The sequence below is a fragment of the Pseudomonadota bacterium genome, assembly GCA_027624715.1.
In the GTDB taxonomy this organism is placed as follows: domain Bacteria; phylum Pseudomonadota; class Gammaproteobacteria; order Burkholderiales; family Eutrophovitaceae; genus Eutrophovita.
This window is the reverse complement of record JAQBTV010000008.1, coordinates 45,392-57,942: the sequence shown is the minus strand read 5'-3', so window position 1 is coordinate 57,942 and position 12,551 is coordinate 45,392. Positions and strand designations below refer to the sequence as shown.

13 protein-coding genes and 3 tRNA genes are annotated in these 12,551 nt (G+C 43.8%); 3 read left to right on the top strand and 13 right to left on the bottom strand.

Annotation, left to right across the window (positions count from 1 at the left end; all coding sequences use genetic code 11):
• Positions 1-2: 2 nt before the first annotated feature.
• The 9 genes from O3A65_06630 to O3A65_06590 all read right to left on the bottom strand — a co-directional run bounded on the left by O3A65_06630 (position 3) and on the right by O3A65_06590 (position 6,766).
• Positions 3-75: transfer RNA gene (locus tag O3A65_06630), tRNA-Ala, on the bottom strand.
• Positions 76-138: 63 nt separating this feature from the next.
• Positions 139-1,533: a glutamate--tRNA ligase gene (gltX, locus tag O3A65_06625; protein ID MDA1332140.1), complete on the bottom strand. Its 1,395-nt coding sequence runs from the start codon at positions 1,531-1,533 to the stop codon at positions 139-141.
• A gap of 247 nt (positions 1,534-1,780) precedes the next feature.
• Complete coding sequence (locus tag O3A65_06620) at positions 1,781-2,248, bottom strand: DUF3429 domain-containing protein (GenBank protein MDA1332139.1); 468 nt, start codon at positions 2,246-2,248, stop codon at positions 1,781-1,783.
• 9 nt (positions 2,249-2,257) lie between these two features.
• On the bottom strand, positions 2,258-3,688 hold the full coding sequence (locus O3A65_06615; protein ID MDA1332138.1) for an aldehyde dehydrogenase family protein: 1,431 nt from the start codon (positions 3,686-3,688) through the stop codon (positions 2,258-2,260).
• A gap of 397 nt (positions 3,689-4,085) precedes the next feature.
• Positions 4,086-4,430 carry a hypothetical protein gene (locus tag O3A65_06610; GenBank protein MDA1332137.1) on the bottom strand — a complete coding sequence of 115 codons (345 nt, stop codon included), beginning with the start codon at positions 4,428-4,430 and terminating at the stop codon, positions 4,086-4,088.
• 233 nt (positions 4,431-4,663) lie between these two features.
• Positions 4,664-4,834 carry a DUF2256 domain-containing protein gene (locus O3A65_06605; protein ID MDA1332136.1) on the bottom strand — a complete coding sequence of 57 codons (171 nt, stop codon included), beginning with the start codon at positions 4,832-4,834 and terminating at the stop codon, positions 4,664-4,666.
• On the bottom strand, positions 4,835-5,542 hold the full coding sequence (dnaQ, locus tag O3A65_06600; protein MDA1332135.1) for a DNA polymerase III subunit epsilon: 708 nt from the start codon (positions 5,540-5,542) through the stop codon (positions 4,835-4,837).
• A gap of 28 nt (positions 5,543-5,570) precedes the next feature.
• On the bottom strand, positions 5,571-6,005 hold the full coding sequence (rnhA, locus tag O3A65_06595) for a ribonuclease HI (GenBank protein ID MDA1332134.1): 435 nt from the start codon (positions 6,003-6,005) through the stop codon (positions 5,571-5,573).
• Positions 6,006-6,010: 5 nt separating this feature from the next.
• Positions 6,011-6,766: a methyltransferase domain-containing protein gene (locus O3A65_06590; protein MDA1332133.1), complete on the bottom strand. Its 756-nt coding sequence runs from the start codon at positions 6,764-6,766 to the stop codon at positions 6,011-6,013.
• 30 nt (positions 6,767-6,796) lie between these two features.
• Between O3A65_06590 and gloB the strand changes: the two genes are divergently transcribed.
• The 3 genes from gloB (at position 6,797) to O3A65_06575 (ending at position 10,020) form a co-directional block, all read left to right on the top strand.
• A complete protein-coding gene (gene gloB / locus O3A65_06585) occupies positions 6,797-7,567 on the top strand; it encodes a hydroxyacylglutathione hydrolase (GenBank protein ID MDA1332132.1) in 771 nt (256 codons plus the stop codon).
• Between the two features lie 33 nt (positions 7,568-7,600).
• Positions 7,601-9,010, top strand: a complete 1,410-nt coding sequence (locus O3A65_06580) for a transglycosylase SLT domain-containing protein (protein MDA1332131.1) — start codon at positions 7,601-7,603, stop codon at positions 9,008-9,010.
• Positions 9,011-9,231: 221 nt separating this feature from the next.
• A complete protein-coding gene (locus tag O3A65_06575; protein MDA1332130.1) occupies positions 9,232-10,020 on the top strand; it encodes an SDR family oxidoreductase in 789 nt (262 codons plus the stop codon).
• A gap of 13 nt (positions 10,021-10,033) precedes the next feature.
• Here the strand turns inward: O3A65_06575 and O3A65_06570 are convergent, their stop codons facing one another.
• The 4 genes from O3A65_06570 to O3A65_06555 all read right to left on the bottom strand — a co-directional run bounded on the left by O3A65_06570 (position 10,034) and on the right by O3A65_06555 (position 12,534).
• The gene (locus O3A65_06570) at positions 10,034-11,950 is read right to left on the bottom strand and encodes a SurA N-terminal domain-containing protein (protein MDA1332129.1); all 1,917 of its coding nucleotides are present in this window, start codon (positions 11,948-11,950) and stop codon (positions 10,034-10,036) included.
• An 83-nt stretch (positions 11,951-12,033) separates the two neighbouring features.
• A tRNA-Asp gene (locus tag O3A65_06565) sits at positions 12,034-12,110 on the bottom strand.
• A gap of 12 nt (positions 12,111-12,122) precedes the next feature.
• Positions 12,123-12,198 (bottom strand) — tRNA-Val (locus tag O3A65_06560).
• A gap of 63 nt (positions 12,199-12,261) precedes the next feature.
• Complete coding sequence (locus tag O3A65_06555; GenBank protein ID MDA1332128.1) at positions 12,262-12,534, bottom strand: HU family DNA-binding protein; 273 nt, start codon at positions 12,532-12,534, stop codon at positions 12,262-12,264.
• Positions 12,535-12,551 lie beyond the last annotated feature (17 nt).

The following is a 12,551-nucleotide window of genomic DNA, read 5'->3' as shown; positions in this document are numbered from 1 at the left end:
GGTGGAGGTAAGCGGGATCGAACCGCTGACCTCTTGCATGCCATGCAAGCGCTCTCCCAGCTGAGCTATACCCCCAGCAAACGAGCGCTGAATTATACGGAGTGACTAAGATCGTGTAAAGCTTTTTGTCCAGTGACACTAGAGCGTAGATAAGCCAGTATTTAGTCGGGCCAATACCCTATCCCGACCGACTAATTCAATAACGGCGTCAATAGATGGCGTTTGAGTTTGTCCCGTCAATAAAAGCCTCAAGGGCATAGCCAGCTGCGGCATCTTAAGTTGAAACTCATTGAGACTCACCCTAATGCAGCCGGCAATTTGTTGGCGCTCCCATGCAACGGCCCGCAGTAATTCGACAAAATGAATTAAGGCAGGCTTTATATCCGGTGTTAAGAATTTAAGTCGGTCGTCCTGACTAATCTGCACGTCTCGAAAATACACTAAGGCAGAGTCAGCCAACTCATTAATCGATGTTGCTCGATCTTTCAATAACTTAATTAAGTCGGATAAATCAGGACCCTCCTGCCAATTTATATCGTTGTCACCATGACTTACGCGGACTAAATCTGCAAGCGACTTATCGTCTAATAGCTTAATGTGCTCCCCATTGGTCCAACTGAGTTTCGTGGCATCAAATTTCGCAGGAGATCGGTTGACGTGCTCAAGATCAAACCATTCCACAAACTGATCGCGCGTAAAAATCTCATCATCCCCGTGGGACCAACCTAAGCGTGCTAAATAGTTCAAAACAGCATCAGGCAAAAATCCTTGATCTCTGTAATGCGTGACACTGACCGCACCATGCCGCTTGGAAAGGCGCTCGCCATCATCGCCTAAAATCATAGGAACATGCCCGAAATCAGGTAATTTATAATTCAATGCTCTATAAACGTTAATTTGTCTAGGCGTATTGTTCACATGATCATCGCCTCGTATGACGTGAGTGATATTCATGTCATGATCATCGACAACAACCCCAAAATTATAGGTGGGCGTTCCGTCCCCGCGAAGTAAAACAAAATCATCCAGTTCCGTATTTGAAACCGTAATAACGCCCTTAACCAGATCATCCCAAGACACCCGTCCAACATCTGGATTTATAAACCGCAGCACTGCCGTCACGCCTGCAGGCGGGACTTGACCTGCTGCATTCGCCGGACGCCATCGACCATCATATCGAGGCTTCAAGCCAGCTTTTCGTTGCCCTTCGCGCATCTCGGTCAACTCCTCCTGTGTTGCATAACACCAGTAGGCATTTCCGGACTCAACCAATATGTCAGCGACTTCTCGATAACGAGAAAGACGATCCATTTGAAAAATAGGCCCCTCATCCCAATCGAGACCCAACCAAGTCATCGAATCAAGTATCGCTTGCACAGACGTATCGGAGGACCTTTCTTGATCGGTATCCTCAACACGCAATATAAACTGGCCACCATGCTTCCTTGCATAGGCCCATGCATACAGTGCTGTGCGGGCTCCACCAATATGTAAATATCCTGTCGGACTGGGTGCAAAACGGGTACGAATCATAGATATCAACCAAACGGATAAAGGCTTTATTCTACGTGACAACGATCAAAAAAACTAAGACCAAGGCTTAGTGGTTGAACGACATATCCAATCGGAATCCGATCTGACGCCTAAGGTCTCTCATCAGCGGGGGGCTGGAAGTATTACCCCACCCAGTATGTAAAGTTTACCTCACTGACAGATCTTTCGTTCAAGCTGCCAGGACTCTTCGAAGAACAAATTGCCATTCTCTAAAAAAACCAGTCGTTCACATTTTAGAAACACTAAATAGATAACGAAAAAACTCAGCGGTTATTAAAGCAGCGACAACACCGAACGTTAGAAAAATTCTCAATTTCAACCAAAAATCAGATATTCCTTTTTTCGTATAAAGAACAGCGTCAAATACTAAGATGAGTAAAAAAAGAGCAACGAGCGGACCCGCGCGTATTGACTGAGGCAACAGCACACACACCCACCCCAGAAGTGCAGGGATCACACCCCAAAGCAAAAGCCCTTGTTGTTTACCCACGGATATTTGTTCGGACTCAAGAACAACGCCCCAAGAGATCGCCCCCAAAAAAGCGGCAATCACTACGGCGTAACTATGAAGTGCGAAGATCCAAAAATCTGGATTATTTGAATAATACACCGCAAGAACACACCCATAAAAAGGAATGAGCCCCCCATAGCCTAGGACCTGTATTTGTTTTTTATTTACGTACGCTTTATTCAATGCAAAATACTAGATGCCACTAACCGCTTTCGTGTATAGGAATTCTTCTAGGCCCCAAGCTCCACCCTCGCGACCCACACCGGATAGCCCCAATCCACCAAAAGGCGTTGCTGGACTCAAAAGCTGTCCGTTCACCTCAACCATACCCGATCGTAGTTTTCGAGCTAAATGACGTGCCCGAGAAACATCGGCAGTTTGCACGTAATTGGTCAAACCATATGGAGTGTCATTTGCAAGCTCTATGGCATGATCCTGATTCTTAAATGAGGTGATTGAAAGTACCGGGCCAAATATTTCTTCCTTAAATATATCCATGTCAGGCGTTACATCAGCAAAAACGGTGGGTTTAACAAAATAACCTTTCTCTAAACCCTCTGGTCTACCTTCTCCACCACAAACAAGCTTAGCTCCTTGCTGAATTCCCGTTCGGATGAGTGCTTGCACTTTTTCAAACTGTGCCGCTGACGCGACAGGTCCTATATGCCGGCCCTCGTCATGAGCATAACCCACCGTCGTCTTGATAGCCATACCATACGCCTCTTCAACAGCCCTGTCATAAATTGATTCCTCAACGAGCATCCTTGAAGGCGCATTACACGATTGCCCGCTATTTAAGAAACATTGACGCACACCGCGTCCAACTGCCTTCTCATCAGCATCTGCAAAAATAATATTTGCTCCTTTCCCGCCCAATTCCAGACAGATAGGTTTCACCTGCTCGCTGGCCGAACTCATAATTAATCTCCCAGCACGGGTTGATCCCGTAAAAGAAATAGCAGCTACGTCTTGATGCTCAGTTAACCAGGTTCCAACACCGGCTCCATCGCCGTTAATGAGATTGAATACACCCTTCGGAAAATTAGCTTCTAGAATCATATCGGCAAGCAACATAGATGATAAGGGTGCTATTTCACTAGGTTTTAAAATTACCGAACATCCCGAAGCCAGTGCTGGGGCAACCTTCAGCATCACTTGATTCATAGGCCAGTTCCAAGGTGTGATTAACCCGACCACACCTATGGGTTCATGAAATACGTGATCCACCCCTTCTTTCTTTGCAACTTCAGTCACAAAATTAAAAGTCTCCAAGGTTTTAATCGTCTGCCTGAGGTGAGTGTATCCGGCTCCAGATTGTGCAGTTTGTGCCATTGATAGTGGTGCACCCATTTCCGACGAGATGACTGCAGCCATCTCATTCATCTTCGATTTATAAATCCCTAATAACGCCTCAAGCAAGGATTTTCTCTCTTCCACAGAAGTCTCAGACCACGCCTCTTGCGCATTTTTCGCAGCCATTACAGCTCGATTTAAATCTGCCTTATTACCTAGCGTAATTACTGCGATTGATTCCTCCGTAGATGGATTAACTACAGATAAAGTTCGTTCAGAATTAGGTTTTACCCAAGCACCACCGATGAAGAATTCTGTTGTATCTCGCATTAATACACCTCGTGTAAAATATCATGATGTAAATAATTCAATTAGAATAAAACCAATCAAGAGTCTATCAAATCAATACCAAAGCGAACGCTGAAGGCCCAAATCTTTTTATATCAAACTTTATTTCATCCAAAACGGCACAGCTTTCATCATAAGAAACTCTCACTAAATTGCTAGAACATTTAATGGCAAACTGATTGGGAAGATGTCTTTCAGCAATAGCCAGCGCCTCTAACACATCGATCACCCGCACACAGACACAACTAAACGCATGCCATAGGCAGTCCCTTTAAAATTACTTACAAGAAACTCCATGTTGAGCATATTAGTCAAGCATCGTATCAATGTGAATTGGACTAAAAAAATCTAAGATCAATCATAACCATCTAGAGACATATCAATTGGGCTGTTCACTATGTAAGCCTATTACCGTGCAAGTGGGCCAATCTTCTTGAGCACTATTCTCTGTCACGAGCCGCAAAACAGCACCAAAACGCTGACCATTTTTTTCGTAAATTTCAACAACAACATCGTCAAACAGCAATTTTAACTCGCACGCCTCTGTAGTCATCCAATGCAAGTTCGACACTGGAGACAAATGAACCTGATAGGTATTTTGAGTTTCATAAGCGACGGTGGCTTTGAACGAACCAGAAGCCCGAACGTCATTACTCCAAGCAACCGCTACCTGGCACGGCATAAGCCCTACCAGAATCAATAAGCTTTTACACCAAAACCTCATATACACACCTCAAACAATACCCAGAAAATCAGAAGCAACCTCAATCAACCTAGCCGGTCACAGACTTCAACCAACTCCCATAACACCTTAGCACGACTCCATACCCGTCACTTACTTCAACTGATTTCGATCTTGCCCCCCAATTGCTGACCAATCTCTAAATTTCATCGAAAACCACTTAATTCATCGACAATGAGACAGAGGTCAAAATATAAAGGGAACACTTTAAATATTTACTTCAAATCTTTTGATCGCCGGCACCGCTCCGAGCAGTACTTGACCTGCCCCCAGTCTCTTTCCCATTTCTTACGCCACAAAAATAGCTTCTGGCAAATGATGCACTCTTTGGAAGGCAGAGTGCGCTTTGTATAACTCGACAACTTAATCTTGGCTGGCTGACCCATCTATTCGGGTGCAGTTGTCCAAATTGGTTTAATATTCTCAGTGTGTTCTAATTTATCTAAATATTTAGCATGGGCACGTAGCTCTTCTTCTGATGCTTTAATAACAAAAACATGACTCTCAAGACCTTCAGATCCTTGATCTAATAATGATACCGATTGGACTTCATTAGCATCATCGCTTAACAAACTATCCTGCCCCCTAGTCATAGCTAAGTAGACTTCGGCGAGTAACCGAATATCAATCACTGCACCGTGAAATGTTCGGGACGAGCGATCTACGGAATATCGCTCACACAACGCATCGAGTGAATTTCTCCGCCCAGGGTGTAATCGTCGAGCCAGAACTAGAGAATCGATAACCCCATCACAATACTTTGTAAACACACCAAGCCCCAATTTATCTAGCTCCATATTCAAAAACTCAATATCAAAAGGGGCATTGTGAATCACAACCTGACTGTCTTTAACAAATGTTAACAAGTCATCAACAACGGTTCTAAATATCGGTTTGTCTGCTAAAAACTCGTCACTCAACCCGTGAACTTGAAATGCCTGTGGTTCTACGAGACGCTGGGGATTCACATAAACCTGAAAGACATTATTAGTGACATTTCGCCCCTCAACTTCGATCGCAGCGATTTCAATAATCCGATGACCATTAGCCGGGCTAAGACCCGTCGTCTCCGTGTCTAAAATGACGTAGCGCACGCAATACTCCTTAATTTAAGACTATTCACTAAGTTGAAATCGGAACGCCTCGATTTGCCAGGGCATCAGCACGTTCATTACCTAAATTTCCAGCATGCCCCTTTACCCATATCCATTCGATGTCGTGCCGCGGGACGAGATCATCAAGCATCATCCATAAATCAACATTTTTTACTGGTTTTTTATTACTGGTTTTCCAACCTGTCTTTTTCCAGTTTTCAATCCACAGATTGATACCATTTTTAACATACTGCGAATCAATAAATAAACGAATTCTTGACGTACTCTCGAGAATTCGTAACGCTTCAATTACCGCTGTCAACTCCATCCTATTGTTAGTAGTTACAGTCTCACCACCAAATATTTCCTTTTCATGTGCGCCTGAAATCAGATACACGCCCCAACCACCAGGACCAGGATTTCCCTTACACGCACCATCAGTATAGATGTCGATTATTCTAATGTCCGTCATTCATCAGCCACACAAAGCTCTATCACTTTAGCCATTTCCTTATGTGTCGATCTGACTGCTGGTCGAACCGATCGATACGAAGACCAACGATCTATTGATAAACGCATACCTCGGACTTTTTTAACGCCTTTCAGTATATAAATCCCACCAAAAATAGGCCACCATCGATCACCCGCAGACTCCAGAAATAAAAAATGTTTGCGCCATTTTTCAGATTGAATGGGTGGTCGATAAAAACCCCACCGTCCAGCCTCAATCTCAATGCTCAGCAACTTTAACCAATCTTTAACTCGCCACAAACTTAATAAATCTGGTGGGGTACTATTTTTTTTAAACATGTATTTTCTTAAGAAGTGGCGCGCACCCCAAAAACTCACAGGGTTAAATGCTGATAACACTAAAGACCCACCAGGCACCAGAATTCTCTCAATCTCGCTGACAACGCTGTGTGGGTTTATGCTGAAATCTAGACCATGCGGTAATACTACAAGGTCTATTGAGTTCGATTTTATGGGATTTTGATGTGGAAGACCCCGGATCTGACTGGAGGACACTTCAGACATCACAAATTTATTAGGAATACGACTATTAGCCAAAAAATCGTACTCAGGGGATCCAATTTGCACTGCATTAAATCCAAATACATCCGAGATCATCCCGTCAATGATTAGTCGTTCTAAACCCAGCAAATCTTTTCCTAACGACCCAGAAAAACAATCTACTAAATTTATTTTATCCTTACGTGTTGACATTTAACCCATTGCCATTAAAGATAAGAGTACATGAATAATACGCAAGTCTATCCGGTTAAGGCCTTCCAAGACAATTACATTTGGACAATTCATAATCAAACGCACGCAGTGATTGTTGATCCAGGGGACTCGAAGCCAGTTCTGGACTTCTTAACCTATAATGATCTCATCCTGTCTGCCATTCTGATCACGCATCATCACGCCGATCACATCGGAGGGATCGCTAATATCATTGATAATTATAATGTGCCTGTTTATGGGCCTAAGACCGAAGATATTCCTAATATTTCTCACAGACTCGTTGAAGGCGACGAAGTGAAGTTAGACGAATTAGGTCTCATGTTTAATATCCTTGATATACCTGGCCACACGTCAGGACACATCGCCTATTTTGACGAACAAAGGGTGTTTTCTGGCGACACCCTATTCTCATGTGGTTGCGGTAGAATCTTTGAAGGAACTCCACCACAAATGTTTCGATCCCTGCAAAAGCTTGCGCGTCTATCTGATTCTACTGAGGTATACTGCACACATGAGTACACGTTATCCAATATTAAATTTGCTCGCGCCGTAGAGCCGAATAACACTATACTGTCAAATTACGAGCATCTCATTACTTCCAAATTATCTAACCAACAAATTTCTCTCCCGACTTCGATTGGGCTCGAAAAATCTGTAAACCCGTTCCTACGATGTGACGAGCCAACAGTTATCAGTACCGCACAAACCAAAGCGCAAGAAACTCTCTCTAATCCCATAGAAGTTTTTACTGCAATAAGAAAATGGAAAAATGATTTTTAGGCTCAAAATCAATATTTGAAAAGCATTTCAGTTATGTGTATCCAAAATATATTGCCGTTATTAGCTGCCATTGTTGGTTGTCTTCTTTTCAATACTGCAAGCGCAAACACATCTCAAGCTACAGATGACCAAGAAACTATTCATAAATTTCTTAATGAGTATGATATAAAAACGGTAAGCTTTTGGTCCTTTAACTATATCGACCGCAATTCAAACAACGTACCACCGCATACGCCACTAGACTCAATCCCCAGCATTTGGCCTCGCATCATCGACGGTTTTGGCATTCCTGATATCGTTTATAACAAAAGAGAGATCGTCCACCAAGTAATAAGTGGTGACACACTCTATGGCGTTTCCGAACAATATGGAGTCTCCATGAAGGAGCTAGAAACCTGGAATAAATTAAACGGATCCGTAATACGGATAGATCAAAAATTATTCATTCATAAAAATGATCGAGGCAATCATGTACGAAATTTCGAAAATTACTATAAAAATAAGATTGATTATCTAACACGTATCTTTAACCGCAGTCAGAAGTACATACACTTTATTTTGGGTGAAATAGAAAAAAGAAATATGCCAACTGAATTGGCTTTATTACCCATGATCGAAAGTGCCTACTACCCAGTTGCCCACTCCCGAGCACATGCTGCAGGCCTTTGGCAATTTATACCGTCCACTGGAATGAATTACGGTCTCGAGCAGACCTGGTGGCATGATGAGCGTCTAGATGTCATTGCATCAACTACGGCAGCACTTGATTACCTTCAAACGCTATATGCCATATTTAATGACTGGCAGCTTGTTTTAGCGGCATATAATTGGGGAGAAAATGGACTGGCGCGAGCGATTAAAAAAAATAAAAATCGAGGGGAAGGAATAACGTTCTTCGACCTAAAGATGCCAGAAGAGACGAGAAATTATGTTCCCAAATTGCAAGCCATTAAAAACATTATCCGCGAAGCGCATACGGGCATGCTCAATTTGCCTCACGTCGCGGACTATGCATATTTCCAACCAGTACACGTTCCTCATCTCATAGATATCAAATTAGCAGCTGAACTTGCAGAGATTGATATAGAGGAATTTAAAATGCTGAATCCATCACATAATCGCCCAGTTTTTACGACAAACGGGATGGGCTTAATGCTCATTCCAAGCGATCGGGTGGGTAGATTTCAAGACAACTTAAAGAAACATAATGGTCCGTTAGTAAGTTGGGGGACCTACCAATTAAGGGAAGGAGATACCCTCTCACGGACGGCTCAACAATTTAGTATCAGCCTCGACAAACTTCTCGCCGTCAATGGTTTAAAACCACATTTCCCGATGCAAGTTGGTCAATCAATACTCGTACCTTTGCCCTCCTCCACAGAGGCGTCAAACCTGAACCAAACTTGGCAACTTCCTGAGTTTTCTCAACCCAGTTCAATTTAAAAAAAGAGATCATTTGTCACGTGAATCCAGCAGAAACACTATCTGATATTGCTAAACTTTACGAGGTATCCACCAGGACCCTCCAAGACTGAAGTACGGTGAATGGATCTATAGGTTCAAGTACATCAAAAATTATTGATTTATAAAAACCTTGCAATTCCGAGTGTCTCTCAGATACTTTGACGTTAAAATGACCACTATAATCATAAAATGGTAGATCAATGGGACTCCTTGCAGATAAAAAATTATTAATTACTGGGCTTCTAAGTAACCGGTCGATTGCCTATGGTATTGCTCAAGCAGCTATGCGCGAGGGGGCGACCCTAGCGTTTAGTTACGCAGGCGGGGAGAAAATAGAGAAAAGAGTTAGAGAACTTGCTCAGGACTTTGAGACCAATCTCGTAATCCCCTGTGATGTCGGAAACGACGAAGAAATACATGCACTTTGTGCATCATTAAAAACTGAGTGGGGACATCTCGATGGACTTGTACACTCAATCGCATTTGCGCCAAGAGAATCCCTAAGCGGTAACTATCTTGATTCCGTGACAAGAGAAACATTTCAAATTGCCCACGACATCAGCTCCTACAGCTTCTCAGCGCTGGCTCAAGCGGCTCACCCGTTGATGGTGGGGCGCAATGCCTCCCTGTTGGCATTGACGTACCTCGGGTCTCAACGAGCTTTTCCCAATTACAACGTCATGGGCCTAGCAAAGGCCAGTCTTGAAGCCAATGTTCGCTATATGGCCCATAGCCTCGGCTCTGACAACATTCGGGTCAACGCGATTTCTGCGGGCCCGATCAAAACGCTTGCCGCCGCAGGAATTGGAGGCTTCTCCAAGTTACTGTCATTTGCAGCAAAAACTGCGCCATTAAAACGGAACGTTACGATCGAGGAAGTTGGGAATGCCGCCGCTTTTCTTCTGAGTGATTTAGCGAGCGGTATCACCGGTGAAATTACTTACGTAGATGCAGGTTTCAACACATCCGGAGTAGCCCCATTAGACTAATCTGACGACCAATTTAATTACTGAGACTCTCCTTGTCAGCCTTGTCACTTTTAATACGGACATTCGCGTTTTCTCGCAGGCTCGCAATGTATGCGTTCATCTGTTGCTGCATGAGCATCTGCTCTAACTGCTGTTTAGCAGTAATCAAATCGTTTTCTGTCACCTCGTCCAAATCAACAACCTTGGTTACCCGAAAAATGACATAGCGGCCATCGTCAATGGTCATCCCTACATGCGCTGGCAGATCCTCTTTGGAGACACCGAAAATGGCTCTTAAGCCTTCTGGATGAAGTCCCTGCCGCTTAACCAGCGTCACCATGCCAGGCTTCGACCATTCTCCAACCGTCACGTTCTTCCCAGATTTAAAGGCAGCGAGCGCAGACTCACCTTTTGCAACTGCTTTTTCGAGCGATCCTTGCGATTTAAGAAAGTCTTTGATCTCACTCGAAACATCCTTAAAATTCATAGCTTGTTCGACCGCATGCTCAATCACACGCGCTGCCACCAATGTTTTAGGTTGCACTTCGAAAGCCTCGGTATTACGTTTCTCTTCAAGCGACTCTGCAGAAAATATAGCTTGGAGCAGTTCAGGTTTCTCAAGTAGCGTGTTATAACCAGCGCTATCACGGCTCACCCAATCACTGGTTTGAATCGTAAGACCCAACTCTTCAGCAACCGGAGAGAAGCTGTCATAATCCGTATACACTCGATCGCTAAATGTTTGCGATGCCCTGAGATACGTCTCCTCAACTTTAGACTGACGCACTGCTTTTTCAATATCGTCCCTCGCGTCTTTAAAGGATGTTGTATTAACTACTTTGACATCATCGACGCGAATGATGTGATAACCGTATTGAGTCTTAATCGGACCTACGATTGAGCCCTTCTTAGATTCAAACAAAGCTTTATCAAAAGACTCAACCATAAGACCACGACGAAGAAAACCGAGGTCACCGTCATTTTCGGCTGACCCAGGGTCATTTGAGAACTTTTTAGCTAACACTCCAAATTGAGACGGATCCTTTTTTACGATTTGAAGTAATTCTTCCGTCCGTGCACGAGCCGCAGATTTTTCGGCATCAGACCCATCTTCTATGACAGAAATTAAAATATGGCTAGCCCTACGCTCTTCAACACCTTTGAATTCCGCAATGCGATCCTTATAGGCCTGACGTAATTCCTCCTCAGATATGGAGATCGAAGATGCCGCTGACTCTTCATTGAGCACTATATATTCAACCTTTGCTCGCTCGGGGAGCTTGAAAAGATCTGTGTTCTCGTCAAAGTACTTTCGCACCTCTTCATCAGTTACAACGATCGACTCTCGATAGCTCGCAGGAGAAAAAATTAACTGGCTTACTTCACGCTGTTGGCCGCGTTGCTTCACTAATCGACTCACTACTGAGTCTGTAACGATCGCACTTTTTGAGATGACGTTTTGTAGACGTCCCACCAATAGGTCTTCCTCTATTTGCGACTCAAATTCGGCAGGCGCTAAATTTTGCGCACTTAAGAGTCGCTCATATTTTTCCACAGAAAAAACACCTGAATCATCAAAGAATGCAGGAACGCCTTGAATCACCTCTTTCAGTTCCTCAGGAGATACCACCATGCCCATACTTCTTGCCTGATTTAATAACAGACGACGCTCGATCATGTTATTTAATACGGAAGTCTTAAATTCAGCAGTTTGAAGAAACTCAGCAGCCTGCGGATTTGCTTGCGTCTGGGAACGGAGCCGATCTTGCTCCCGGCTGACCATCTGGGCTAATTCCTGCTGTGAAATTATAGATTTGCCAACTTCCGCAATAATCTGCTCTGAATTGCCAGAGTTAAAATAAGAACTAACACCAAAAAACCCGAACGTCAAAACAATTAAACCCAGTATCACCTGGGAGATTATTTTGTTCTTACTTAAGAAGTCAAACATGTGGAGGACCTAACAAACTGTCTCAGATTATCGAAGGGTATAGATTAACAAAAAAGGCGAAAATACGTTAGCCTTTTTCATATTGGCGGAGTGGACGGGACTCGAACCCGCGACCCCCGGCGTGACAGGCCGGTATTCTAACCAACTGAACTACCACTCCTTAACAACGGTCTGGTGGGTGCTGAGAGGCTCGAACTCCCGACATTCGCCTTGTAAGGGCGACGCTCTACCAGCTGAGCTAAGCACCCGAAGTATCTTAAGACTGAACTTAAGTTTCGAGAAACTACACCGCGCTAATGTTGAAAAGCGCGCTAGTTTACTGCATCCTTTAGCGCTTTACCAGCCCGAAATTTAGGAGACTTAGACGCTTTAATTTTAATACTTTCACCTGTACGAGGGTTCCTTCCTATACGCTCACCTCTTTCGCCAACTAGAAAACTGCCAAATCCAACAATAGTAACTTGATCTCCGTGCTTAAGCGCTTTGGCAATTGCTGATGTTGCTCCGTCTAAGGCTCGCTCTGCGGATGCTTTGGACATGTCGGCGGCGACGGCCATTGCCTCTACTAATTCTGATTTATTCACATGAAATCCTTTCCTTT

Excerpts from the sequence above, each read along its gene's own strand:
- O3A65_06590 (MDA1332133.1), bottom strand. The coding sequence starts at position 6,766 with ATGTCAACACGTAAGGATAAAATAAATTTAGTAGATTGTTTTTCTGGG.
- gltX (MDA1332140.1), bottom strand. The coding sequence starts at position 1,533 with ATGATTCGTACCCGTTTTGCACCCAGTCCGACAGGATATTTACATATT.
- O3A65_06580 (MDA1332131.1), top strand. The coding sequence starts at position 7,601 with ATGTGTATCCAAAATATATTGCCGTTATTAGCTGCCATTGTTGGTTGT.
- O3A65_06610 (MDA1332137.1), bottom strand. The coding sequence starts at position 4,430 with ATGAGGTTTTGGTGTAAAAGCTTATTGATTCTGGTAGGGCTTATGCCG.
- O3A65_06575 (MDA1332130.1), top strand. The coding sequence starts at position 9,232 with ATGGGACTCCTTGCAGATAAAAAATTATTAATTACTGGGCTTCTAAGT.
- O3A65_06570 (MDA1332129.1), bottom strand. The coding sequence starts at position 11,950 with ATGTTTGACTTCTTAAGTAAGAACAAAATAATCTCCCAGGTGATACTG.
- gloB (MDA1332132.1), top strand. The coding sequence starts at position 6,797 with ATGAATAATACGCAAGTCTATCCGGTTAAGGCCTTCCAAGACAATTAC.
- O3A65_06615 (MDA1332138.1), bottom strand. The coding sequence starts at position 3,688 with ATGCGAGATACAACAGAATTCTTCATCGGTGGTGCTTGGGTAAAACCT.
- O3A65_06605 (MDA1332136.1), bottom strand. The coding sequence starts at position 4,834 with ATGGGTCAGCCAGCCAAGATTAAGTTGTCGAGTTATACAAAGCGCACT.